General features: G+C 53.9%; 20 protein-coding genes and 1 pseudogene. 12 read left to right on the top strand and 9 right to left on the bottom strand.

Annotated elements, in window-relative coordinates; translation table 11 throughout:
- The first annotated feature begins 42 nt into the window (after positions 1–42).
- The 4 genes from pspD to tyrR all read left to right on the top strand — a co-directional run bounded on the left by pspD (position 43) and on the right by tyrR (position 4,572).
- The gene (pspD, locus tag A6A26_RS16510; RefSeq protein WP_063879741.1) at positions 43–291 is read left to right on the top strand and encodes a phage shock protein PspD; all 249 of its coding nucleotides are present in this window, start codon (positions 43–45) and stop codon (positions 289–291) included.
- Entirely contained in the window at positions 272–1,669 is a 1,398-nt protein-coding gene (locus tag A6A26_RS16505) for a YcjX family GTP-binding protein (RefSeq protein ID WP_063879740.1), read from the top strand. Before pspD ends, A6A26_RS16505 begins: the two co-directional genes overlap by 20 nt.
- The gene (locus A6A26_RS16500) at positions 1,666–2,727 is read left to right on the top strand and encodes a YcjF family protein (protein ID WP_063879739.1); all 1,062 of its coding nucleotides are present in this window, start codon (positions 1,666–1,668) and stop codon (positions 2,725–2,727) included. The genes A6A26_RS16505 and A6A26_RS16500 overlap by 4 nt, the downstream gene beginning before the upstream one ends.
- A 279-nt stretch (positions 2,728–3,006) precedes the next feature.
- Positions 3,007–4,572: a transcriptional regulator TyrR gene (tyrR, locus tag A6A26_RS16495; protein WP_063879738.1), complete on the top strand. Its 1,566-nt coding sequence runs from the start codon at positions 3,007–3,009 to the stop codon at positions 4,570–4,572.
- A gap of 41 nt (positions 4,573–4,613) precedes the next feature.
- Here tyrR and tpx read toward each other — a convergent pair whose 3' ends face one another.
- A complete protein-coding gene (gene tpx / locus A6A26_RS16490) occupies positions 4,614–5,117 on the bottom strand; it encodes a thiol peroxidase (protein ID WP_063879737.1) in 504 nt (167 codons plus the stop codon).
- 150 nt (positions 5,118–5,267) lie between these two features.
- Between tpx and ycjG the strand changes: the two genes are divergently transcribed.
- A complete protein-coding gene (ycjG, locus tag A6A26_RS16485; protein WP_063879736.1) occupies positions 5,268–6,251 on the top strand; it encodes an L-Ala-D/L-Glu epimerase in 984 nt (327 codons plus the stop codon).
- Here ycjG and mpaA read toward each other — a convergent pair.
- Entirely contained in the window at positions 6,226–6,933 is a 708-nt protein-coding gene (mpaA, locus tag A6A26_RS16480; RefSeq protein ID WP_063879735.1) for a murein tripeptide amidase MpaA, read from the bottom strand. The genes ycjG and mpaA overlap by 26 nt on opposite strands.
- A gap of 154 nt (positions 6,934–7,087) precedes the next feature.
- Here mpaA and A6A26_RS16475 point away from each other — a divergent pair, with 154 nt between their 5' ends.
- Positions 7,088–8,707 (top strand): peptide ABC transporter substrate-binding protein, encoded by a 1,620-nt coding sequence (locus A6A26_RS16475; protein WP_063879734.1) that lies wholly within the window; start codon positions 7,088–7,090, stop codon positions 8,705–8,707.
- A 116-nt stretch (positions 8,708–8,823) separates the two neighbouring features.
- The gene (gene zntB / locus A6A26_RS16470) at positions 8,824–9,807 is read left to right on the top strand and encodes a zinc transporter ZntB (protein ID WP_063879733.1); all 984 of its coding nucleotides are present in this window, start codon (positions 8,824–8,826) and stop codon (positions 9,805–9,807) included.
- A 477-nt stretch (positions 9,808–10,284) separates the two neighbouring features.
- Here the strand turns inward: zntB and ttcA are convergent, their stop codons facing one another.
- The 4 genes and pseudogenes from ttcA to A6A26_RS16450 form a co-directional block, all read right to left on the bottom strand.
- On the bottom strand, positions 10,285–11,220 hold the full coding sequence (ttcA, locus tag A6A26_RS16465) for a tRNA 2-thiocytidine(32) synthetase TtcA (protein WP_063879732.1): 936 nt from the start codon (positions 11,218–11,220) through the stop codon (positions 10,285–10,287).
- Positions 11,221–11,267: 47 nt separating this feature from the next.
- Positions 11,268–11,519 (bottom strand): annotated as a pseudogene (locus A6A26_RS26050) (site-specific integrase); the annotation flags it as partial.
- A gap of 485 nt (positions 11,520–12,004) precedes the next feature.
- Positions 12,005–13,116 (bottom strand): IS3 family transposase gene (locus A6A26_RS16460; RefSeq protein ID WP_156506674.1). Its coding sequence is split into 2 segments (ribosomal slippage): positions 12,005–12,855 and positions 12,855–13,116, totalling 1,113 coding nucleotides; the frame shifts between segments, so codons are not numbered across the junction.
- A gap of 1,062 nt (positions 13,117–14,178) precedes the next feature.
- Positions 14,179–14,835 (bottom strand): MgtC/SapB family protein, encoded by a 657-nt coding sequence (locus tag A6A26_RS16450; protein ID WP_063879730.1) that lies wholly within the window; start codon positions 14,833–14,835, stop codon positions 14,179–14,181.
- 182 nt (positions 14,836–15,017) lie between these two features.
- On the opposite strand from A6A26_RS16450, the gene A6A26_RS16445 reads away from it, so the two are divergent.
- Entirely contained in the window at positions 15,018–15,293 is a 276-nt protein-coding gene (locus tag A6A26_RS16445) for a putative hemolysin (RefSeq protein WP_063879729.1), read from the top strand.
- A 33-nt stretch (positions 15,294–15,326) separates the two neighbouring features.
- Here the strand turns inward: A6A26_RS16445 and A6A26_RS16440 are convergent, their stop codons facing one another.
- Positions 15,327–16,319, bottom strand: a complete 993-nt coding sequence (locus tag A6A26_RS16440; RefSeq protein WP_063879728.1) for a 2-hydroxyacid dehydrogenase — start codon at positions 16,317–16,319, stop codon at positions 15,327–15,329.
- Between the two features lie 154 nt (positions 16,320–16,473).
- Here A6A26_RS16440 and A6A26_RS16435 point away from each other — a divergent pair, with 154 nt between their 5' ends.
- From A6A26_RS16435 to A6A26_RS16425, 3 genes are read left to right on the top strand one after another with little or no spacing between them, the layout of a single operon-like run.
- Complete coding sequence (locus A6A26_RS16435; RefSeq protein ID WP_063879727.1) at positions 16,474–19,095, top strand: YdbH family protein; 2,622 nt, start codon at positions 16,474–16,476, stop codon at positions 19,093–19,095.
- Positions 19,092–19,280, top strand: a complete 189-nt coding sequence (locus A6A26_RS16430; protein WP_063879726.1) for a YnbE family lipoprotein — start codon at positions 19,092–19,094, stop codon at positions 19,278–19,280. Before A6A26_RS16435 ends, A6A26_RS16430 begins: the two co-directional genes overlap by 4 nt.
- Positions 19,281–19,291: 11 nt before the next feature.
- Entirely contained in the window at positions 19,292–19,612 is a 321-nt protein-coding gene (locus A6A26_RS16425) for a YdbL family probable chaperone protein (RefSeq protein ID WP_063879725.1), read from the top strand.
- Positions 19,613–19,683: 71 nt separating this feature from the next.
- Here A6A26_RS16425 and azoR read toward each other — a convergent pair whose 3' ends face one another.
- Positions 19,684–20,283, bottom strand: coding sequence for an FMN-dependent NADH-azoreductase (azoR, locus tag A6A26_RS16420; RefSeq protein WP_063879724.1), 600 nt, complete (start codon positions 20,281–20,283; stop codon positions 19,684–19,686).
- A 247-nt stretch (positions 20,284–20,530) separates the two neighbouring features.
- Here azoR and hrpA point away from each other — a divergent pair, with 247 nt between their 5' ends.
- A complete protein-coding gene (hrpA, locus tag A6A26_RS16415) occupies positions 20,531–24,430 on the top strand; it encodes an ATP-dependent RNA helicase HrpA (RefSeq protein ID WP_063879723.1) in 3,900 nt (1,299 codons plus the stop codon).
- Between the two features lie 94 nt (positions 24,431–24,524).
- Here the strand turns inward: hrpA and A6A26_RS16410 are convergent, their stop codons facing one another.
- Positions 24,525–25,334, bottom strand: a complete 810-nt coding sequence (locus A6A26_RS16410) for a trypsin-like serine peptidase (protein ID WP_063879722.1) — start codon at positions 25,332–25,334, stop codon at positions 24,525–24,527.
- Positions 25,335–25,585 lie beyond the last annotated feature (251 nt).

The following is a 25,585-nucleotide window of genomic DNA, read 5'->3' as shown; positions in this document are numbered from 1 at the left end:
GGCGGGCCAGACTGGCCCTCTGCGGACCGTCAGGAGGAAATGATGACTGTTTCACGCACTGCGGCTTTTCGTCATCGTGCAACACCTGCATTGAAGTCAGCCGCCAAATTTATCATTATCAATGCGGTAACCTATGGTCCTGCTGGCGTGACTGGCTGGGCCGTAAAATCGGTGGCGCGCCGTCCACTTCGTCTTCTGTTAGGACTGGCGCTTGAGCCGCTGCTGAAACGCGTGATGAGCCGGGTTGCATCACGCTTCATCAAGGAGAAAGATGAAAAGACTGCAAACTGAGTTGCTGGCATTGATGAACCGCGGCGTCGATCGACATCTTCGTCTGGCGGTAACGGGACTGAGCCGCAGTGGTAAAACGGCCTTCATTACCTCGCTGGTTAACCAGCTCCTTTCTGTACACAGCGGCGCACGACTGCCGCTGTTTTCTGTGGTGCGCGATGAGCGCCTGTTGGGCGTGAAACGTGTGCCGCAACGGGACATGGGCACCGCCCGTTTCACCTATGATGAAGGGCTGGCGCAGCTGTACAGTACGCCGCCCGCCTGGCCCACGCCCACGCGAGGCGTCAGTGAAATGCGGCTGGCACTCCGTTACCGTCCCAATGATTCACTGCTCCGCCATCTCAAAGATACCGCCACGCTCTATCTTGAAATTGTTGACTACCCAGGTGAGTGGCTGCTCGATCTGCCTATGCTGGCACAGGATTACCTGACCTGGTCGCGGCAGATGAACGGCTTAATGCAGGGCGATCGCGCAGACTGGGCCGCACCCTGGCGCGAACATTGTCAAAAACTCGATCCGCTTGCCCCCGCCGATGAAAACCGCCTGGCCGGGATCGCCGCAGCCTGGACTGATTACCTGCATCGGTGTAAAGCGGAAGGGCTGCACTTTATTCAGCCGGGGCGTTTTGTGCTGCCTGGCGAGATGGCGGGCGCGCCAGCGCTGCAGTTTTTTCCGTGGCCGACAGCTGATGAAGCCCAGGAGGCTAAGCTGGCGCAGGCGGACAAAGGCAGTAACTTTGCCATGCTGCAGCAGCGATTTAATTACTACTGTCAGCACGTGGTGAAAGGGTTCTATAAAAATCATTTTCTGCGCTTTGACCGCCAGATCGTACTGGTGGATTGTCTGCAGCCGCTCAACAGCGGGCCGCAGGCGTTTAACGATATGCGCCTGGCGCTAACCCAGTTGATGCAGAGCTTTCATTACGGACAGCGAACGCTGTTCCGGCGGCTGTTTTCACCCGTGATTGATAAGCTGTTATTTGCCGCCACGAAAGCCGATCACATCACCAGCGATCAGCACGGCAATATGGTCTCGCTGTTGCAGCAGCTGGTGCAGGATGCCTGGCAAAACGCGGCGTTCGAAGGCATCAGCATGGACTGCATCGGCCTGGCCTCGGTTCAGGCCACGCAAAGCGGGCTGGTCGATCATCGTGGCGAAAAAATTCCGGCACTACGAGGTCATCGCCTGCAGGACGGCGAGGCATTAACCGTTTATCCGGGTGAGGTTCCGCCGCGGCTGCCAGGCAGCGCGTTCTGGCAGCAGCAAGGCTTTCAGTTTGAGCAGTTTCGCCCGCAGCAGCTGGATATCGATCGCCCCGTACCGCATATCCGCATGGATGCGGCACTGGAATTTTTACTGGGAGATAAATTGCGATGAGCGATCCGTTGAAACCGCGCATTGATTTTGCCCGGCCTCTGGACGATAAGCCCGACGCGGTGTTGCGTCCGGCTCAGACGTTTGAAGCCGATTCACAGGCCGCCTTTTTAGCCGTGCAGGATAACGAGGCGGCGGTTGAAGAAGAAGGTGCAGGCGAGCGGGCGGTCGAGGCGGCCTTAAAACCCAAACGCAGCCTGTGGCGTAAAATGGTGGGCGCTGGCCTGGCGCTGTTTGGCGTCAGCGTGGTGGCGCAGGGCGTGCAATGGAGCCACAATGCCTGGCTGGCTCACGACTGGTTTGCGCTGGGCAGCGGCATGGCGGGCGGGCTGATTGTGCTTGCTGGCGTGGGCGCGCTGACCAGCGAGTGGCGTCGTTTGTATCAGCTCCGTCAGCGGGCCGAAGAGCGCGATCTGGGCCGGGAACTGCTCAACAGTCACGGCATTGGGAAAGGACGTGCCTTTTGTGAAAAGCTGGCACGCCAGGCCGAACTCGATCAGGCGCATCCTGCCTTGCAGCGCTGGCATGCTGCGCGCCATGAAACCCACAATGACGGGGAAACGGTCCGGCTTTATGCCCAGATGGTGCAGCCTGTTCTTGATCGCCAGGCGCGGCGGGAAATCAGCCGTCATGCGGCCGAATCCGCGCTGATGATCGCGGTCAGCCCACTGGCACTGGTCGATATGGCGTTTATCGCCTGGCGTAACTTACGACTGGTCAACCGGATTGCCGCCATCTACGGCATTGAGCTGGGGTATTTTAGTCGATTGCGTTTGTTCCGACTGGTGCTGCTGAACATGGCCTTTGCCGGGGCTTCTGAGCTGGTGCGTGAAGTTGGGATGGACTGGATGTCGCAGGACATTGCCGCCAGGCTTTCGACGCGTGCTGCGCAGGGCATCGGCGCGGGATTGCTGACGGCGCGTCTGGGCATTAAAGCGATGGAGTTATGCCGCCCCTTACCCTGGCTCGAAAACGATAAACCGCGCCTGGGTGATTACCGTCGTGAGCTGTTGGGACAGTTAAAAGACGCGCTACAAAAGGGCGGTGAGAAACGCCAGTAAATGAAACAGGATGACGAGCGCTGTGGCCCAACGGCGCGGTCATGTCATTCTGCAGTACGTGAACGAACGCGCATCAGCTGTATTGTGCCATGCCTGCCGGTGCGTGTTCATTTCTGACCCACTCAGCACGCGTAAGGCTGTCATCCTGGCTGACGCCGTTTACGCGTTTAAAAAAATGCGCGTGCGTCACCGCTGTCAACTTTTCCTGACAGCCCTCTTTCTGCGGGCAGGTTATTTAGCGTATTATCGCCAAATATCAAACGGATTAAGGCCTACGCAATGCGTTTAGAAGTGTTTTGTCAGGACCGTATCGGGCTGGCGCGCGAATTGCTCGACCTGCTGGTGGCGCGCAGCATCGATCTTCGCGGCATTGAAGTCGCCGCCTCAGGCCGCATCTATCTTAATTTCTCTACGCTGGAATTCGAACAGTTCAGTAATCTGATGGCGGAAATCCGCCGTACGCCGGGCGTGACTGATGTCCGCACTGTGCCCTATATGCCTTCCGAACGTGAGCACCGGGTTCTGAGCGCCTTACTGGTGGCCATGCCGGAGCCGGTGTTTTCGGTGGACCTGAGAAGTAAGGTTGAGCTGGCGAACCCGGCGGCACAAAACCTGTTTAATCTTGATGAAAACAAGATCCGCAACGTGACGGCCGATCATCTGATCAACGGCTTCAACTTTATGCGCTGGCTGGAAAGCGACCGCGTTCAGGCTCAGGCACAACATGTGGTGATAGAAGGGCGCGATTTCCTGATGGAAGCGCATCCGATCTACCTGTCAGAAGAAAATGACCAGGCAGAACAGCTTGTCGGTGCGATGGTGATGCTGAAGTCCACCGCTCGCATGGGCCGCCAGTTGCAGAGTCTGGTCGTCACCGACGAAACCGAGTTCGATCATATCGTTGCGGTCACGCCCAAAATGCGTCAGGTCGTGGAACAGGCGCGCAAGCTGGCGATGCATGATGCGCCGCTCCTGATCATCGGTGACACCGGTACGGGCAAAGATATGCTGGCGCGGGCCTGCCACTTACGCAGCGCTCGCGGGAAAATGCCTTTTCTGGCCCTCAACTGCGCATCCCTGCCGGATGATGTGGCGGAAAGTGAGCTTTTTGGTCATGCGGCGGGTGCCTATCCTAATGCGCTTGAGGGAAAAAAAGGCTTTTTCGAGCAGGCCAACGGCGGGTCGGTACTGCTGGATGAGATTGGTGAGATGTCGCCGACCATGCAGACCAAACTGCTGCGCTTTCTCAACGACGGCACGTTCCGGCGCGTGGGTGAAGAGCACGAAGTTCACGTCAATGTCCGCGTGATTTGCGCGACCCAGAAGAATCTGTTTGAGCTGGTGCAACGTGGCGAATTCAGGGAAGACCTTTTTTACCGGCTCAACGTGCTGACGCTAAACCTGCCGCCCCTGCGCGAGCGGGTTCAGGACATTATGCCGTTAACGGACATGTTTGTGGCGCGCTTCGCCGATGAACAGGGCATTCCGCGTCCACGGTTGTCCTCACAGCTGAATGCTTTTCTGATGCGCTATAACTGGCCCGGAAACGTGCGTCAGCTCAAAAACGCGCTGTATCGTGCCTTAACGCAACTGGAAGGCCACGAATTACGGCCTCAGGATATCGTTTTACCTGAACAGGCACTGGATGTGTCACTCGGGGAAGAGGCGATGGAAGGGACGCTGGACCAGATCACCAGCCGCTTTGAGCGGTCAATTCTGACGCGTTTATACCTTTCGTATCCCAGCACGCGCAAACTGGCAAAACGCCTGGGCGTTTCCCATACGGCTATTGCCAATAAATTGCGAGAGTACGGTTTAGGTCAAAAACGCGGCGACAGCGAATAAAACAAACGCAGCGGATAAGTCTGGCTTATCCGCTGTGGTCATTATTTCAGCGCAGCGAGTGCGGAGTCATAATCGGGTTCAGTGGTGATTTCATTCACCAACTGACTGTAAAGCACTTTGTCATGCTCATCCAGAACTATCACTGCACGTGCAGTCAGGCCTTGCAGGGCGCCATCGGCAATTTCCACACCAAAATCACGTTTGAATTCACCCCCGCGCAGCGTGGAGAGCGTAACCACATTGTTCAGGTTGTCCGCGCCACAAAAACGCGACTGGGCAAAGGGCAGATCAGCGGAAATACATAACACCACGGTATTACTCAGTTCACCCGCCAGCTGGTTAAACTTACGTACCGAAGAGGCGCACACGCCGGTATCGACGCTGGGAAAAATATTCAGAATCTTGCGTTTTCCTGCATACTCAGAGAGTGAGACGTTAGCCAGGTTTTTAGCCACCAGAGTAAACGATTTAACGCTGTCGCCCGGCTGCGGGAACTGACCTGCAACCGCGACCGGGTTGCCCTGAAAGTGAACAGTCTGAGACATAAGCATTCCTTCTAATGATGTGATCTGACAAAAATAACGCGTCAGTACAGGTATAGCCATTGTTTATGACATAAATTTTAAGGGTTTACGAGAGCATTTGTTGCCTAAAGTTAAATGACAGTGATGAATCACCGACAATAAGGAGAGGTAATGAGAACGGTAAAATGTTATCCCGAAGCATGGCCGCTGCACACGCCGTTTGTCATTGCTCGTGGCACTCGCACCGAAGCTAAAGTCGTCGTCGTGGAAATTGAAGAAGATGGCGTGAAAGGCATTGGTGAGGCCACACCTTACACGCGCTATGGCGAAAGCGAAGCACTGGTGCTGGAGCAAATTGCGACCGTCATGCCACAACTGCAGCAGGGGTTGTCACGTGATGACTTACAGAACCTGTTGCCGGCAGGCGCGGCAAGAAATGCCATCGACAGCGCGCTCTGGGATCTTGCTGCACGCCAGCAGCATCGGAGTCTGGAGCAGTTAGTTGGCGTCGAACCGACCCGTTCTGTGATCACTGCTCACACGGTGAGTATTGATACACCGGAGGCGATGGCCAGCAGTGCGCAGGCCTTATGGCAACATGGCGCCACCCTGCTCAAAATCAAAATGGATAATAACTTTATTACCGAGCGGCTGATGGCGATTCGTGCCGCCGTACCGGAGGCGACATTACTCATCGATGCTAATGAATCATGGCACGCTGAGGGCCTGGCCGCGCGTTGCCAGCTATTAGCCGATCTTGAGGTTGCTATGCTCGAACAGCCCTTACCGGCAGGGGAAGACGAGGCGCTGGCGAACTTCATTCATCCTCTCCCCATTTGTGCCGATGAGAGCTGCCACACGCGTGAAAGCCTGCCTGCGCTGCGTGGGCGCTATGAGATGGTGAATATTAAACTCGATAAAGCGGGCGGACTGACCGAAGCACTAGCCCTGGCGCATGCTGCGCAACAGCAGGGCTTTACGCTCATGGCGGGCTGTATGATCTGCACATCAAGGGCGATTCGCGCCGCACTGCCGCTGGTGCCGCTGGTGCGTTTTGCCGATTTAGACGGTGCAACCTGGCTGGCTGTCGATGCCGAACCGGCCCTTAAGGTGCAGGGCGGTGCGTTGATCACGGCTGCCAGCGCAGCAGAGTGAGCATCGTCTCCAGATAGGTTTCGGTGGCTTCATCCACCGAAATGACCGGCATCTCGGCGGTCACGCACGGCAAACTCAGGTCGTGACACCAACTGCCAAAGGAACCCGGCGTGGCGTAGCCCACGCTGCTGACGCGAGGTAAACCGGTCTGTGCCGCCAGCCAGGCGCCGATTTCCGTCTGATCGGGATCATCGATGCAGGCCAGCGGTTCGTGCCAGGAAACCACCCAGGCCGGTTTAAGCTGATGAATCAGCGCACACAGCGCCTGGGTTTCTGGCTCGGATGCCGGATGTGTGCCCGTCGACAGCGTTACGTCCCGTTCGTCTGCTGCGCTATTCCAGCGATAAACCGTATCCCCTGACTGCCAGTTGGCGGCTGGAAAATTGCGGTTCAGATCGACACCTTTCGCATTGGCTCGCAAACCCAACTGACAGCCGTCAGGATTCATCGCCAGCACCACATGATGGCGACGCTGCGCCTCCGGCAACGTCCGCAGCGCAGCGGAAAGGGCCGCTATTGCCGCGTTTTCATCGCCGTGCGTACCGGCCAGAATCAGGCCACTGTCGCTGTCTGCCTGCACGGCCGGAAACCAGAGCAGCGGGGCGCCCAGAACCGAACGGCCATACTGCTGCCAGGAAATAGCCAGTTTGCCGCGTAGCGGTCGCGGGTGAAGGGATGACATAGTGACTTTCTCCTGAGGGTTTATGTCAAAGTAGCGGAAAAGCGGGTCAGGGAAAATAGCTATTTATCAATCAGCGATTTGCGCTAAAGTGACCGTTAACAGGCTGAGTCAGTAATATGCTGATTCAGCGCTTCTTTATTATAAAGGGGTGATAATGGTAATCCGCTTTTCGTTGACGCTAACGGCCCTGAGCCTGCTTAGCGCGTCCATGCCGATCTTCGCTGCCGATGTTCCCGCCGGTGCCCAACTTGCCGCTAAACAAGAAATTGTCCGCCATATTAAAGATGAGCCCGCCTCGCTCGATCCCGCTAAAGCCGTAGGTCTGCCTGAAATACAGGTAATGCGCGATCTGTATGAAGGGCTGACCAGCCAGGATGCGCACGGCAAAATTGTGCCCGGCGTGGCACAGAGCTGGAGCAGCAGTGACAACAAAGTCTGGATCGTTACCCTGCGAAATAATGCCCGCTGGTCTGATGGCGAACCAGTGACGGCGCAGGACTTTGTCTACAGTTGGCAGCGCGTCGTCGATCCTAAAACCTCTTCTTCCCAGGCGTCCTTTATTGCGCTGAGCGGCCTGAGCAATGCGGCAGCAATCACCAAGGGCGACATGCCGCCAGATAAGCTGGGTGTGACTGCGCTGGATAAAAATCGCCTCAGGATTACGCTGACGCGTCCGGTTCCCTGGTTTCCTGCCATGCTCTCCAGCGTTGCTTTTTATCCTGTGCCGCAAGCTGTGGTTGAAAAAGAGGGTGCGCAGTGGACGTTGCCGGGCAAACTGGTGGGCAACGGCGCTTACCAACTCAGCCAACGGGTTGTGAATGAAAAAATTGTCCTGGAGCGTAATCCGCATTACTGGGACAACGCCCACTCCGTCTTAACCAAAGTGACCTTTGTGCCCATCAATGAAGAGTCCAGCGCCACCAAACGCTATCGTGCCGATGATGTGGATATCACGGAATCTTTCCCTAAGAACATGTATGCGCTGTTGAAAAAGACGCTGCCGGGCCAGGTCTTTACGCCCGATCAGCTGGGAACGTACTATTACGCCTTTAATACCCAGAAAGGGCCAACCGCCGATGTTCGTGTCCGCAAAGCGCTGTCGTGGAGTATCGATCGCGCCGTCATCGCCGAAAAAGTCTTAGGCACGGGGGAAAAACCGGCATGGCATTTCACGCCGGACGTGACGGCAGGCTTTAAACCGCTGCCCACGCTGCAGCAACAGCACAACCAAAAAGAAATGGATGCCCAGGCCAGAGCGTTGCTGGCTGCCGCCGGCTACGGCCCCGGGAAGCCGCTCAAGCTGACGTTGCTGTATAACACCTCTGAAAGCCACCAGAAAATAGCGATTGCGGTGGCCTCAATGTGGAAGAAGAATCTCGGCGTGGACGTGAAACTGCAAAATCAGGAGTGGAAAACCTACATAGACAGCCGTAACAGTGGCAACTTTGACGTTATTCGTGCCTCCTGGGTAGGGGATTACAATGAACCCTCGACCTTCCTGAATCTGCTTACCTCAGGCAACAGCAGCAATATTCCGCGTTTCAGCAATGCCGAATATGATGCGGTACTTGCAAAAGCGAGCATGGAAACCAGTGAGCAGGCACGTAACGCTGACTACAACCGGGCAGAACAAATCATCGCTGATCAGGCACCCATCGCGCCACTTTATCAGTACACCAATGGTCGTCTGATTAAGCCGTGGGTGAAGGGTTATCCGATTACCAATCCCGAAGACGTTGCCTATAGCCGCGAGCTGTGGATAGAGAAGCATTAAGAGATAGCGGCCGACGTGCGGCCGCCTTTTGACATTTTTGTATACAGGCTGAAGATTGCAACTCAATCCCGTCACGCTAGACTGTATCGTATTGATTTTGATAGTGGGGTGACGTTGTGGATGTGATTCAAGGAAAAGCGCTGAAGGTGACCGATGCCATCATTTCCTGCCAGTTGGATGGCAAGGGCGGCATGGTGCCGATTGACGAAACGCAGTTGCTGCACGACGAGCATCCGTGCTGGTTACACCTCAACTATACGCATCCGCGTAGCGCAGAATGGTTGCAGTCAACGCCCCAGATTCCGGATGCCGTGCGCGATGCGCTTGCCGGTGAAAGCATGCGCCCGCGGGTTAACCGCCTGGGCGATGGTTTTATGATCGTTCTGCGCAGCGTGAACCACAACAGTGACGCACGTCCCGACCAGCTGGTGGCGATGCGGGTTTTTATCAACGATCAGCTGATTGTATCTACTCGCCGCCGCAAAGTGTTTGCCGTGGACGAAGTGCTGACCGATCTGCAAAACGGCAACGGGCCGGTTAACTGTGGCAGCTGGCTGGTGGAGGTTTGCGATGCCTTAACCGGTCACACCAGCGAATTTATCGAAGATTTACATGACAAAATCATTGAGCTGGAAGATGCCTTACTGGACCAGCGTATTCCACCGCGCGGTGAGCTGGGCCTGTTACGCAAGCAGCTGATTGTGATGCGACGTTATATGGCACCGCAGCGCGATGTCTTCTCCCGTCTGGCAAGTGAAAAACTGCCCTGGATGGACGACAGCGAACGCCGTCGTATGCAGGAAATTGCCGACAGACTGGGACGCGGTCTGGACGATCTTGATGCTGGCGTAGCCAGAACCGCCGTACTGGCAGATGAAGTCGCCTCGGTAATGGCAGAATCCATGAATCGCCGAACCTATACCATGTCGCTGATGGCGATGATCTTTCTGCCTGCTACCTTTTTGACCGGCCTGTTTGGTGTTAACCTGGGCGGCATTCCCGGCGGAGCATGGCGCTATGGTTTTAGCGTCTTTTGTCTTTTACTCGTGCTGCTGGCGTTGGGTGTAGCAGGCTATCTGCGTAAGCGACGCTGGCTATAAGGCCGTGGGAAGAGGTGCAGGGGGCGTTGCGCAGGAAAATCACATTAACAGGGCTAAAGCTGATCGACATCAATATCTGCGATGCGCAAAGCGCGCAAAATCTCTCCCGCAGGTGAATGCAACGTCAAGCGATGGGCGTTGCGCTCCATATTGTCTTACTTCCTTTTTTAGAATTATTGCATAGCATTTTTAATTCGAAATACGCCGGCTAACTAGCCGGCTTTTTTTTGTCCGCTGGCTGAGATGTCAATTCTTTCCTAAGCTTAAAATCCATTCGCTACAGAGGAGAACGGCATTATGGCGATACACAGCAGCGAGCCAATTCCGACCGATCCGCCCCCCATTCCGCAGCCGCAACCCGATCCGCCACCGGATCCTGAGTTTCCGCCGGTAATGGACCCGCCCCCTCACCGCAACGTATAAAAAAAGGGCACGCGACATGATGCGTGCCCTTTGCCTTTAACCAATAGATAAACGTTACTTAATTTCCAGCACGTTAAGACGATCGCTGACAGCCGGGGTTTCTTCCTCATCGGCACGCCAGCCAACCGGGTTGACCGGTAGCGTTTCACGATCAAATGCCAGATCGCCACCGTCGACTACCGCATCACCGTGTTGAATGCCTTTGAAATCAAACAGGTTGATATCGGCAAGGTGAGAGGGCACGACGTTTTGCATGGCGCTGAACATCGTTTCAATACGTCCAGGATAGCGCTTGTCCCAGTCGCGCAGCATATCGGCGATAACCTGGCGTTGCAGATTAGGCTGTGAACCGCAAAGGTTGCACGGGATAATCGGGAACTGACGGGCTTCTGAGAAACGAATGATATCTTTCTCACGGCAGTAAGCCAGAGGACGGATCACGATGTGCTTACCGTCGTCGCTCATCAGTTTCGGCGGCATACCTTTCATCTTGCCACCGTAAAACATGTTCAAAAACAGCGTTTGCAGAATGTCATCACGATGGTGACCTAGAGCAATTTTGGTACAACCCAGCTCCGTGGCGGTGCGATACAAAATTCCACGGCGCAGACGTGAGCATAGAGAGCAGGTCGTTTTACCCTCGGGAATTTTATCTTTAACGATAGAGTAGGTGTCTTCTTCAACGATCTTGTACTCAACACCTTGCGCTTCAAGATACTCGGGCAGGATATGACCTGGAAATCCTGGCTGTTTTTGATCCAGATTAACCGCCACCAGGCTGAATTTCACCGGCGCACTTTTTTGCAGGTTACGCAGGATTTCCAGCATGGTGTAGCTGTCTTTACCGCCCGACAGGCACACCATGATGCGATCGCCTTCCTCAATCATATTAAAATCAGCAATAGCCTCGCCGACGTTACGACGCAAACGCTTCTGAAGTTTGTTGAGGTTGTACTGCTCTTTCTTATTAATTTCCTGATCTTGTTGCATTTTATTCAATCTCTAAAACCAAAAGGGGCATGCAGGGGGCAACGTTTTTAAAGGGCAAGCTGACTGTTGAGCATCTGCACCTGATCGGCGTCCAGTTCATGTATCCACGAAGTATCGACTTCATAAACCCTTAGCGCGTTTTCATGCCCCAGCTGACTCGTAATAAATGATGGATTTGCGCTAGCGGCAGTAAACAGCCTGCAGGCAAAAGTATGCCGCGTATGGTACGGATTCCGGCGACGAATGCCAGCACGTTTTACTGCTGCGCTCCAAAGATGAGCGATGCGTGTTACGCCATAAGTGCGGATGGTCTGAAACAGGAATCGGTTGAGATGGCAGGGGAATGACTGCCTACAGCACTGAAACAGCTGAGGCAGTTCAGACAGACTACATCGTACCTGTTCGCGATGGCTGGACTCTCCTCAGCTCTGGAACAGACTTTGATAAAGGGAATGGGGCACGTGGGAACGGATAATGAAGCGCAAAAGAAATCGGCCATAGCTCGCACTAAAACAGAACAAAGATTCAAAAAGCGAACGCATTTACCAGCCAATCTGAGCGGGCGCTAAGGCCGGGCATGGCAACTGAAGAAAAGAATCCAGTCTTAAAGCCTGGGAGGTTTACAGGGTATTACGCAATCGCGTGGACCTGGCGAATCCTGTGTGGTCGCAGGCACCAGAGTGAGGTTTCAGCGATTTCCGTGTTACTTAATTAAAGAATAATTACTCTACCAAGTTGATTGCTTTCAAACTGATAAGCTGCTGAATCTGTAAGCACACCCGTTTTAGTTCCACGCACTTTTTGAGGTTTCCGGTTTTACGGCCATCAGCCGGTACTCCTCCGGTGTCAGGTTATTCAGGGATTCATGAGGCCGCTCGCTGTTGTATTCCATCAGCCAGCGACTTGTGATTTCCCGAGCTTCATTCAGCGTTCTGAACAGGTAAAAATCCAGGATTTCTGTTCGGTACGTCCGGTTAAACCGTTCGATAAAGGCGTTCTGCGTTGGTTTTCCCGGCTTGATAAATTCCAGCATCACTCTATGCTCTTCAGCCCACTGTGCCAGCGTCAGTGAGACCAGTTCTGGTCCGTTGTCCATCCGCAGTTTCAGTGGATAACCCCGGTTTGCCACGATTCTGTCCAGCACCCTGACCACCCGCTGTGCCGGGATATTCAGATCGATTTCTATGGCGAGGGCCTCGCGGTTAAAGTCATCAACCACATTAAAGGTCCGGAAGCGTCTGCCGCAGACCAGCGCATCATGCATAAAATCGATGGACCAGCTCTGGTTAAGCGCTTCCGGCGTAGCCAGTGGCGCCGGGTTACGCGCGGGTAAACGCTGTTTTCCCTTGCGACGAAAATTCAGTTTCAGCAGGCAGTAAATCCGGTGAACGCGTTTATGGTTCCAGGTGTTACCCTGCCTGCGCAGCAGCTGGAACAGTTTTTTGAAGCCGTATCGCGGGTAGCGCTCTGCCAGCTCAGTCAGCACCTGGATCACCGGTTCATCACGCCGGGTATCGGGCTGGTAAAAATAGACCGTCCTGCTCAGCGATAACGTCCTGCAGGCCTGGCGAATGCTCATGGTAAATTGCGCAGTCAGGTAACCGACGAGCTCACGCTTTATCGCTGGTTTTAAAGCTTTTTTTCGATGACTTCTTTAAGTGCCCGGCATTCAAGGCTGAGATCAGCAAACATCTGTTTGAGGCGACGGTTTTCATCCTCCAGGTCTTTCATCTTTTTTATATCAGAGGCTTCCATACCGCCAAACTTCGCTTTCCAGTTGTAATAGCTGGCTTCAGAGATACCGGCTTCACGGCAGACATCCTTAACGGTACGTCCGGCTTCGACGGACTTCAGAACGGCAATGATCTGGTGTTCGGTGAATCGGGCTTTACGCATGGTGATCTCCTCACAGGACATAATCAGTATGTCGGAAGATCTCTAAAAGCGAATGGTTCGGTTTACCGGGATGCTTACAAATCAGCTTTGCCGGTTGCAGATAATAAAAAGCCCGGTATTCCGGGCTGATAGTCATTTGATTTAGTCGTAGCCGCCTTCCTGATATTGCGGGCTATCGCCTGGTCGATCCTTTAACCAAAATGCAACCCCTACAGCTATAAGAATGGCCAGAGTTATAATTATATAAGTCATCATACATTCCCTCGTGTCAGCAACCATTCAATCTTATAGACACACACTTTGTGTGTGTAATCGTATGTGTAGATCAATTATGCAAAAACGATCGGTGAAAACGATCAATCACAAATGCTTTAACCAAAAAAAACCACTTATACATCATAGAGATTACAATTCTCACAAATGATATGTATTGATTAATACAGGTAGTGGATGAAGCTGTGTATGCCTACAGAAAGAAAGGGAGACAGTAAAATGCCCTGTGACTAAAAAATGAGGATTGCCTTTCGTCAGAGCACTAATCGTGACAGTGGTGGCAATAACGCTGATGTGAACCATGATAATTTTGAAATTTTACAACCCCGCAATCTGCTACGCCATAATTTCCTGAATGAACCTCATCTCAGGAATAAGTCTTCGCTTATATTAACTTTTGGATTGTGGTTTTTACTTTAATAAAAGCTGAGGGTGTATTTTCCGAAGACTTATTTTTGTCTTGAGTGACATCTCGACAGGAATGCTTCATATCATTCCCTTATCAGGGAGTTAATCCCTAACGCACCTGCAGACAGCAAGAAACATTACGACATTTGCCCATATGGCGACGAGCACGGCCACAGCAGATGTTTTCTTAACTTCACAGGGCACATTGTAAAATCGACATCTAACCTGTTCGATGAAGACCGACCACAGCCAAACAGCAAAACCCTCATGCGGGTTATTGATGGCCTCACCGAAGCGGCAAGGCCAGTTTATTTATGCTGGTAAAGTGATGGAGACATTATGGGCGATGAAACGCGATATGCTGACGCCAGCCTACACCGATTACATCATTTCCAGCGACTGCACGCCTTTAACTTCCATAATTTTGTCATACAGATGCGCATCGCTGGATTTGCGGGACAAGGTCACCTGCACGCTTAATTCACACTGGCCGCTTTCTTCATCCCGGTTAATCACCGAAATATTACCGTAGCGAATGCCTTCGCGTTGCATCACCAGCAGGACCAGTGGCACGCTCTTGGCCTTAAGATAAACAATCAGCGTGTGATGTTTGCCAATCAATAAATGGCTCAGGCGGCGGAACACCTCCAGCACCACCAGGGCCAGTACCGTACCGTAAATCCCAATCTCATACATGCCGCTCCCGATTACCAGTCCGATAGCGGCGGTAACCCACAGTCCGGCCGCCGTGGTCAGGCCTTTTACCACCTGTTTTTGAATCAGGATGGTGCCTGCGCCAAGAAAGCCCATCCCGCTCACCACCTGTGCCGCGACGCGGCTGGGATCGAGGGCGACATGATCTTTTATCAACATATCCGCAAAGCCATATTTGGACACCAGCATAAACATGGCACTGCCGATACCGACCAGGATGTGGGTCCGCAATCCGGCTTCTTTGGCGCGCATCTGGCGTTCCAGGCCAATCAGACCGCCCAGAATCCCAGCCAAGGCGATACGAATCAGCATATCCATTAACATTGTTTTTCTCCGGTAATCATCATGTTTAGATAAGTGCAGTTACGTGACAGTGTGATAACAGGATAATTCTGCTTGCAATTAGCCGTCATATTTTTTGTAAAAAGCTGTTTCTTCTATCGACCCCGCGTCAGGCCTGACATATTCTTGCTTAGCCTTTAACTCACCTTCCCGGAGTCTGATTGATGAAAGCCGCTACTTTTCTGCTGGCTGGTGCCGCGTTGCTACTGTCTGCCTGTAGCAGTAACAGCGACGACAACGAGCCACCACAGCAAGCTACTGCCGCCCATGTTCAGCCACACGTGGTGATGTCGTCTATGGCAGAGGCAAACTGTGCCAATGCAGGAGGTACCCTGGCGTTTTCAAGTCAACTGGACGGTTCGCGCATCGGGATGTGCCAGTTAGTTAATGGCCGTCGCTGCAGCGAGCAGGCGTTGATTGGTGGCAACTGCGCACGCTAAATGAAGCAGGCCGGATGGTGCCGGCCCACCGCGTCAGGCGGTAACTTGATTTTGACAGGATTCTCCCCGGTTGAGCTGACTGATATTTTCCAGCGTGGTTTCTGAAATCGCGGTCAGGGCTTCGGCTGTCAGAAAAGCCTGATGGCCGGTAAACAGCACATTGTGACAGGCTGACAGACGGCGGAAAACATCATCCTGAATCACATCATTCGATTTATCTTCAAAAAACAGGTCCCGCTCATTTTCATAAACGTCCATGCCGAGCGCACCAATTTTTTGCTGTTTCAGCGCGTCAATTGCGGCCTGAGAATCAATTAATCCTCCCCGGCTGGTATTGATGATCATCACGCCATCGCGCATCTGTGAAAAAGCCTGCGCATTCAGTAAATGGTGATTTTCCGGCGTGAGTGGACAGTGCAGCGTTATCACGTGCGACTGTGCAAACAGGGTTTTCAGATCGACATACTCCGCGCCGAGCGCTAAAGCCTGCTCGCTCGGATAGGGATCGAAAGCCAGTAAACGCATGCCGAACCCTTTTAATATGCGCAGAGTGGCAATGCCAATTTTGCCGGTGCCGATGATTCCGGCGGTTTTGTTATGCATATTAAAACCGGTCAGGCCATCCAGGGAAAAATTGGCATCGCGGGTGCGTTGGTAAGCGCGATGAATCCGGCGGTTTAGCGTCATCATCAGTCCCACCGCATGTTCGGCGACGGCTTCCGGGGAATAAGCCGGTACACGCACGACCTGCAGTCCCAGCGCCGCAGCGGCATCAAGGTCGACGTTATTAAATCCCGCACAGCGCAGTGCAATGTATTTGACGCCAAGCGCGGCCAGCTCTTCCAGTACCGGACGGCTACCGTCATCATTCACAAAGATACAAACCGCATCACAGTCTACAGCCGTCTTCGCTGTGGTTTCGCTGAGTAAAAAATCAAAGAAGACCAATTCGAAACCATACTGTTGGTTGACCTGTTCAAGATACTTCTGGTCATAGTGTTTAGTGCTGTATACGGCGATTTTCATCGTTGTGCTCCTGAAAAGGGGATGCAACAAGAATAACGTTTTCTGTTACTTTTTGCTGATACCTGTTTACCTTAGGGGGTGAAACCTTCACCTTCCCGGCGTTACGTGCCATCATTATTCTCAGGATATTGAGAAAAAAAGGATTCTTGTTTTCATGCCGCGGATTTTCCGTCGACGTCTCGCCGCTGTCCTGGCGCTGATTGTGTTGCTGCTGGGATTATTGCTGACCATTACACAGTGGCTGCCGCGTCTGGTTGGCATTTGGCTGCCTGTCGGCACGCGCGTCGAACTGGAAGGCGCGCCGCGCTGGCGCAACGGACAGGTCGTGTTTCCCCAAATCCATTACCAGGTGGGGGACTGTCGTCTGGCGAGTGTCAATCACGCGGCCCTTGGCTGGCAGCACTCGCGCTGGCAACTTAATGCGGAGCAGGTGACGCTACAGAGCGAATGTCTTCAACGGCTTCCTGAAACGGAAAACGCGACGGACGCGCCCAAAACGCTGGCCCAGTGGCAGGCAATGTTACCGGGCGCTGACATCCATATTGGCAAACTCACGCTCTCTCCCTGGCAGGATTATGCCGGGGGGCTGAATTTGACGCTGGATTCATCCCGCCAACAGTTGCACTACCGCGGCACCAACTTGCAGCTCGATGCCACCTTACAGGGCCAGCAGTTGAATATTAGCCAACTGACGTTGACGCATCCGGCATTACCCGAACCGCTGAGCCTTAATGGTCACTTCGAACTGCCCGAATATGCCAACGGCTTACCCGTTAACGGCGAGATTACCGGCACGCTGGCGTTGGCAGCTTTTCCACAGCAGGTGCAAGCCGCGTTAAGCTGGCAGCATCAGCGTGGTCTGCTCAATATTACTACGGCGGGAACTGACCAGCCCTTGCTCCATCTTCCCTGGCAGGCCAGCCGCGATCGCATAACGATTGAACGCGGGGAATATTACTGGCCACTTGCGGCGCAACCGCTGTCTGGCTTTGTGAATCTGACGCTGAACAACTGGCAGGCCGGTTTGGATGCCACCGAGATCAGGGGGCGTCTTAATATGTTAACCCAGGGACGCGGCGGCAAAGGTAATGTGGTACTGGGAATAGGGCCGGGTCATCTCAGCCTCACGCAAAGCCAACTACCTTTACAGCTGACGGGTGAAAGCAAATACTCTGCGATGCAGCTTTTTGGCACTATTCCTGGCGAGCTGAACGGCTCATTACTCAACCCGCAACTGACGGTTAAACCCAAAGCGCTTTTACGCCTGCGCGGGCGTTTACTCTCCACGCTGGAAGTCGATGAAGCGCGCTGGCCGCTGGCAGGTATACGTTTATCCTCACAAGGGATCTCCGGACGCCTGCAGGCAATTCTGCGTGCCCACGATCCCAGCTTTGGCCGGTTTACTCTGCATCTTGATGGTGGCGCGCATAACTTTTGGCCCGATTCGGGTGTGTGGAACTGGCGCTATTGGGGTGAGGGCGAAATGCGCCCCTTGCAGGCGAAGTGGGATGTGAACGGCACCGGCGGCTGGCGCGATACGCTGATTCATCTTGATCGCTTGTCTACAGGGTTTAACCAACTTGAATACGGTGGCGTTCGGGTTGAAAAGCCCCGCTTAACGCTGACGGCACCGGTCAACTGGCAGCGTGATGAGCGCCATCCATCATTTAACGGTAAGTTCCAGATGCAGGCAGGGGAAACGCGCTTTAACTACGGCGGCTGGCTGGCAGATTCCACCCTGGACTTTGCGGCGACAGGCCGCGATCCAGGTCATTTCGTCTGGGGCGGACAGCTGAAAGCGGGCAAGGTCGGACCGGTGCGTGTTAACGGTCGCTGGGACGGCGAGCGTTTACGTGGACAGGCCTGGTGGCCAACCCAGTCGCTGACGGTGTTCCAGCCGCTGCTCAGTCCTGAACTGAAAATGAAGATTCAGTCAGGTGAGTTGCGCGCCCAGGTAGCATTTTCTGCCGCGGCTAAGCAGGGCTTTCAGGCTGGCGGACACTGGACTGTGAAAAACGGCAGCGTCTGGACACCCGACAGCCAGGTCAACGGTATCGATTTTTCCCTGCCTTTCCGTCTACAACATCAGCAGTGGCATTTTGGACGTCGCGGGCCGGTTTCATTACGTATCGCTGAAGTCAAAAACCAGTTTGCCATGCAGAATATTCGGGTCGATTTACAAGGTGCTTATCCTTGGCGTGAAAGCGATCCGCTATGGTTACAGGATGTCAGCATGGATCTGCTGGACGGCCAGATCACGATGCCGTCATTACGGCTGCCGCAGCACAGCCCGGCGCGCGTTTCGCTGCGAAACATCAGCCTGAGCAAGCTTGTCAGTGCTATTGATCCCAAACAGTTTGCCATGTCAGGAAGCGTGAACGGCGAATTACCGCTGTGGATCAATAATCCTCGCTGGATCGTTGAAAACGGCTGGATAGCCAACAGCGGGCCACTAACCTTCCGCCTGGATAAAGACATGGCCGATGCCATTACCCGGAATAATATCGCCGCTGGCGCGGCGATGGACTGGCTGCGCTATATGGAGATTTCGCGTTCGTGGGCCACCCTTAATCTGGATAATCTCGGGGAGCTAACCATGGAGTCGCAAGTGAAAGGCACCAGCCGTTTCAGTAATCGTACTCAGACCGTGAATTTAAACTATCGTCATCAGGAAAACCTGTTCCAGCTGTGGCGCAGCCTGCGTTTTGGCGATAATTTGCAATCCTGGGTGGAGCAAAACGCCACCTTGCCGTCGAAAAAGGATCAATTACCATGAGCCTCAGGGCTGTACTGCTGATGGTAGCCTGGCTACCGCTAACGGGTTGCGTGCCGCGCATTGAAGTGACCGCACCGAAAGAGCCCATCACCATTAATATGAATGTGAAAATTGAGCATGAGATCCACATTAAAGTGGACAAGGATGTCGAAGCCTTACTGAAAAATCAGAGCGGCCTGTTCTGAGGAGAGCCAGCATGAAACGCATCAGTATTGCACTTTTACTGGCGACGACGATGAGCCAGCCCGCCTGGGCTTTAACGCTTGATGAGGCGCGTCAGTCAGGTCGGGTGGGCGAAACCCTGTCGGGCTATATTGCGCCGCGATCAGACGACAGTGAAACGCTGGCGCTGGTTAAACGCATTAATGACGGACGAAACGCCGAGTACCAACGTCTTGCCGAGCAGAACAACCTGAAAACAGACGACGTGGCCCGAATTGCGGGACAAAAGCTGGTCACGCGTGCGGCTGCGGGTGAATACGTGCGCGGCATTAACGGTCAATGGCTAAAGAAATAACCTGGCCGGGCGAGACATTTCAGGCATAAAAAAACCGGGCGGGTGCCCGGTTCTGGATCAAAACAGCATAATTACGCCGTGACGATCTGCTTAATCGCGTCTTTGGCTTCGCTGGTTGCTTTGGTGGCGACTTCAGGGCCGTAAGCGATGCCTTCAGCAAACACGAACTCGACATCGGTGATACCGATAAAGCCCAGGAACAGCTTAACGTAAGGGGTCAGCAGGTCAGATGCGGTGTCTTTGTGAATACCGCCACGGCTGGACAGAATCACAGCACGCTTACCTTTCACCAGGCCTTCAGGGCCCGCTTCGGTATAACGGAACGTAACGCCAGCACGGGCGATCAGATCGAAATAGTTTTTCAGCTGGGTAGGAATGTTGAAGTTGTACATCGGGGCTGCAATCACTACGACGTCGTGCGCCTGCAGTTCTGCAATCAGTTCATCAGACAGCGCCAGTGCATCCTGCTGACGGGGTGACAGTGGGGCATCAGAAGGGCGTAACGCACCGACTAACTCACCGTCGAGTACCGGAACCGGGTTTGCTGCCAGATCGCGAACGGTGATCTGGTCGCCTTTAGCCTGAGCCTGCTCAATGTAGAAGTCAGCCAGCTGGCTTGACTGAGAATAACCCGCAAGAATGCTTGATTTCAGAACTAATACTTTGCTCATGGTAGTTTCCTGTCTGTTATGCGGAAGGCTTTCCGCTCAATGATTTACACTCTACAAACATCAGGCCGAGGGTGAAAGCGCAATATTTCGAGAGCTATATTCGAATTAATTGAACAAGCTGGTTTTGCCGACGGCCACGACGCGAAAGGGAATGTGCTATGCTAGGCGCAATTATTATCGTTAATCAGCCGGTTATCTTAGCGCCGTGCGCTGAGTCCACCCCGTCTGAGTAGGGTACGTCATCACTATGTCTTCTCCGGTTTCATCGCCATTAACGCCGCTCTGGTCGCGGCTTGATGGGTTAATGCTGCGCGACCGTCAACGCTTACAGCGTCGGCTACACGGCGCTAAAAAAATCAAAAATCCTGAGGCACAGCAAAGTCTTGCTGCCGAGCTAGAGCAGGATATCATCGCTGCAGAACAGCGTGTGACACATCGTGTTGCGGCGACGCCGCGTATTACGTTTCCGGAAAACCTGCCGGTCAGCCAGAAGCAGCAGGCCATCGCTGACGCGATTCGTGACCATCAGGTGGTCATCGTGGCGGGTGAAACCGGCTCGGGAAAAACCACCCAGTTACCGAAAATTTGCCTGACGCTGGGGCGCGGTATTACCGGTTTAATCGGTCATACCCAACCGCGTCGGCTGGCGGCACGTACTGTTGCCAACCGCATCGCCGACGAGCTGGAAACGTCGCTCGGTGGCTGTGTGGGTTACAAGGTGCGTTTTAACGACCAGGTCAGCGAAACCACCCAGATTAAACTCATGACAGACGGCATCCTGCTGGCGGAGATCCAGCAGGACCGGTTGCTGATGCAATATGACACCATCATCATTGATGAAGCCCATGAACGCAGCCTGAATATCGACTTCCTGCTGGGCTATTTGCGTGAACTGTTGCCCCGTCGTCCCGATCTCAAAGTTATCATCACCTCAGCGACCATCGATCCACAGCGCTTCTCGCGGCATTTTAATAACGCGCCGGTGATTGAGGTGTCGGGCCGCACCTATCCGGTAGAAGTGCGTTATCGCCCGGTAGTAGAAGAGGCTGAAGATGTTGACCGCGATCAGCTTCAGGCTATCTTCGATGCGGTGGATGAGCTTGGGCGTGAAAGCCGGGGTGACATCCTGATTTTTATGAGCGGGGAGCGTGAAATCCGTGATACCGCCGACGCGCTGATGAAGCGCGATCTGCCCCATACCGAAGTGTTGCCGCTGTATGCCCGTCTTTCTAACAGCGAGCAGAACCGGGTGTTTCAGTCGCACAGCGGGCGGCGTATTGTGCTGGCGACCAATGTCGCCGAAACCTCGCTCACCGTACCGGGAATTAAATACGTTATCGATCCCGGCACCGCGCGTATTAGCCGCTACAGCTACCGGACAAAAGTCCAGCGTTTGCCGATAGAGCCGATTTCTCAGGCATCGGCTAACCAGCGTAAAGGACGGTGCGGGCGCGTATCCGAAGGGATCTGTATCCGGCTTTACGCCGAAGATGATTTTCTCAGCCGCCCGGCATTTACCGATCCTGAAATTCTGCGCACCAATCTGGCGTCCGTTATTTTGCAGATGACGGCGCTGGGGCTGGGTGATATCGCCGCTTTCCCGTTTGTGGAAGCGCCGGATAAACGTCACATCCAGGACGGCGTAAGGCTGCTGGAGGAACTGGGAGCATTAACCCTCAGTGACGACGGGCAGTATAAGCTTACCGGATCGGGCCGCCAGCTGGCGCAGTTGCCCGTGGACCCGCGCCTGGCACGCATGGTGCTGGCCGCGCAGCAGTATGGCTGCGTCCGGGAAGTGATGATTATCGTCGCTGGTTTATCCATTCAGGACCCCCGCGAACGTCCCGCAGACAAGAAGCAGGCCTCGGATGAAAAACACCGTCGCTTTGCGGATAAAGAGTCGGATTTTGTCGGGTTTGTGAATCTGTGGAACTACCTCGGCGAGCAGCAAAAAGCGCTGTCCGGTAACGTATTCCGTCGCCAGTGCAAAACAGACTTTTTGAACTATCTGCGGGTACGGGAATGGCAGGATATTTATACCCAGCTTCGCCAGGTCGTGCGTGAACTGGGCATTCCCGTTAACAGCGAGCCAGCGGAGTACAGAGAGATTCACTGTGCCTTGCTGACCGGATTGCTGTCACACATCGGTCAGAAAGATGCCGACAAACAGGAGTTTACGGGCGCGCGCAATGCTCGCTTTGCCATCTTCCCAGGGTCCGGTTTGTTTAAAAAGCCGCCTAAGTGGACAATGGTGGCAGAACTGGTTGAAACCAGCCGCCTCTGGGGCCGCATCGCGGCGCGTATCGATCCCGAGTGGATTGAGCCGCTGGCTCAGCACCTGATTAAACGCAGCTACAGTGAACCTCACTGGGAGAAATCGCAGGGCGCCGTTATGGCCAGCGAAAAGGTTACCCTGTACGGTTTGCCGATTGTGGCCGCGCGCAAGGTGAACTACGGCACCATCGATCCAACGCTCAGCCGCGAGCTGTTTATTCGCCACGCGTTGGTTGAAGGCGACTGGCAAACGCGCCACGCATTCTTCCGTGCCAATCAGAAACTGCGCAGTGAAGTCGAGGATCTGGAACATAAATCCCGTCGCCGCGATATCCTGGTGGATGACGAAACTCTGTTTGCGTTCTACGACCAGCGCATTGGCAAAGACGTTGTTTCAGCCCGCCATTTTGATAGCTGGTGGAAACAGGCCAGCAAAACCAATCCTGAGCTGCTGAATTTTGACAAGCAGATGCTGATTAAAGAGGGCGCAGATAAGGTTAGTCAGCTTGATTATCCCAACGTCTGGCATCAGGGAAACCTCAAACTTAAACTGAGTTACCAGTTTGAGCCGGGCGCGGATGCTGATGGCGTCACGGTCCATATTCCGTTACCGCTGCTTAACCAGGTGGATGAAGCCGGCTTTGAGTGGCAGATCCCCGGTGTGCGGCGTGAGCTTATCATCGCACTGATCAAATCCTTACCTAAGCCGCTGCGGCGCAACCTGGTGCCTGCTCCTAACTATGCTGAAGCCTTCTTAGGCCGGGTTACTGCAATGGAGATGCCATTGCTCGATGCGCTGTCGCGGGAATTCCGCCGGATGACCGGCGTGACGCTGGAACGGGACAACTGGCAATGGGAACAGGTGCCCGATCATCTGAAAATGACGTTTCGTGTTGTCGATGAACACAACCGCAAACTGCAGGAAGGTAAAGATCTGGCCGCGCTGAAAGTGCTGTTAAAAGGCAAGGTACAGGAAACGCTGTCCCAGGTGGCGGACGATGGCCTGGAGCAGAGCGGTTTACATCTCTGGAGCTTCGGCGATTTACCCCGGAGTTACGAGCAAAAACGCGGCAACTATCAGGTTAAAGCCTGGCCAGCCCTGGTGGACGAGAAGGACAGCGTCGGCATCCGTTTGTTTGACAGTGAGCATGAGCAGCAGAAAATGATGTGGCGCGGTCAGCGTCGTTTACTGTTACTGAATATCCCTTCACCGGTGAAGTATCTGCACGAAAAATTACCCAACAAAGCCAAGTTGGGGCTGTATTTTAACCCTTACGGCAAGGTGATGGAGTTGATCGATGACTGCATTGCCTGCGGCGTGGATAAGTTAATCGCAGAGGCCGGTGGTCCGGCATGGGAACAAACGCAGTTTGAAGCGCTGCGTGAGAAAGTGCGCGCCGAGCTGAATGACACCGTGGTAGCGATTGCGAAGCAGGTTGAGCAGATTCTGACAGCGGTGTTTAACATCAATAAGCGTCTTAAAGGACGCGTTGATATGACGCTGGCACTGGCATTGGCGGATATTAAAGCGCAGATGAATGGCCTGGTTTACCGGGGGTTTGTCACCCAGAACGGCTGGCAGCATCTGGCAGATACGTTACGTTATTTACAGGGCATTGAGCGTCGGCTGGAGAAGGTGGCGGTCGATCCTCACAGCGATCGTGCCCGTATGCTCAAAGTGCAGGCCATTGAGCAAGCATGGCAGGCCTGGCGTAACAAACTGCCGCCACAGCGTCAGGATGATGAAGACGTGCAGCATATCCGTTGGATGATAGAAGAGTTACGTATCAGCCAGTTTGCTCAGCAGCTTGGCACGCCTTATCCGATCTCGGATAAACGTATCTTACAGGCGATGGAGCAAATTGCAGGGTAGCCATTGATGCCTGATGTGATGAGCGAAAAAAAGCCCGCACCTTGATGGATGCGGGCTTTTTTATGCGTTCAGAGCGTGTAAACCCTCAGGCAAGCTACTGGGCCAGCGCTTCAAGCCGGTCTTTAAACGAGGTCACGGCAATGGCCCGGTTGTCGGCAAGATAGCGGTCTTTTGCTGCCGGTGCCGAACTCTGTACGGCAATGAGCTGCCAGCCTTTATCGCCTTTCAACAGTAAAGGCGAACCACTGTCGCCAGGCAAGGTATCACACTGGTGCGATAATACGGCGCGTTGCGCCCAACCTGTTATCAGGCAGTCGCTATGTGAATACAAGGTGTCCAGATGATCGGCCGGATAGCCAGCCTGCGTGACTTTACGTCCAGCGTTTTTCAGCGCTTCCGTTAAATCACTGCGTGAACCGTCAAACAGGGGAATAGGGGTGATGGCAGAAGGCGGATTACGCAGAATAACCAGACCGTAGTCGAACGGCGCCGCGCTGCTGGGCACGATCCATCCCTCGCCATCGGCCTTCAGTTTGTTAACCAAAGAGGGTTCAACGCGGGCATCAATATCATGAATTTCGTAGCGCCACCCTTTTTTGGTGGACATAAAACGCAGCGCAACCGGCTTATCAAACTTGCCCGGTGGCGTCAGTAAACAGTGACCCGCCGTCAGGGCCAGATGGGGAGAGATCAGCGTGGCGGTGCACAGGTTACCGCTTTCGGTTTCCAGTTGGCCTATCGCATCCCAGGGCGCGGAACTGACGTCGGTAATTGCCTGACGGTGATCTTTACCGAAAAACAGCATTTTTATTTCGGCAGGCGTCGGCGAGTCGTCATCATCATCGGCATGAACACAAGCGGTGAAACTGAAAAGTCCAACGATTAACAGGGTAGCCAGGCGCATAGAACTCTCAATAGCGAGAAAAAGAAAACGTTTTTGTTATAGCTGAAGTGACATAACTATAGTCAGTGAGCGGTAAAAAAGGGAGTTTTTTCAGTTAATCAGTACGCTACAGCGACTAAATAAAAAAACTGGCCGCGATAACGCCACATAAGATCATCACAATCAGAATAATTTCGAAGCGATAGCGACGGACCATATTAGCCACTCCAGTAAAGAAACACCCGGCAGAACCGGGTGTTTTTAATGATTAA

Source organism: Pantoea sp. OXWO6B1 (assembly GCF_001641135.1).
In the GTDB taxonomy this organism is placed as follows: domain Bacteria; phylum Pseudomonadota; class Gammaproteobacteria; order Enterobacterales; family Enterobacteriaceae; genus Pantoea; species Pantoea allii.
Note: the sequence above shows the minus strand (reverse complement) of the source record. Positions and strands in the feature narration are given on the sequence as shown.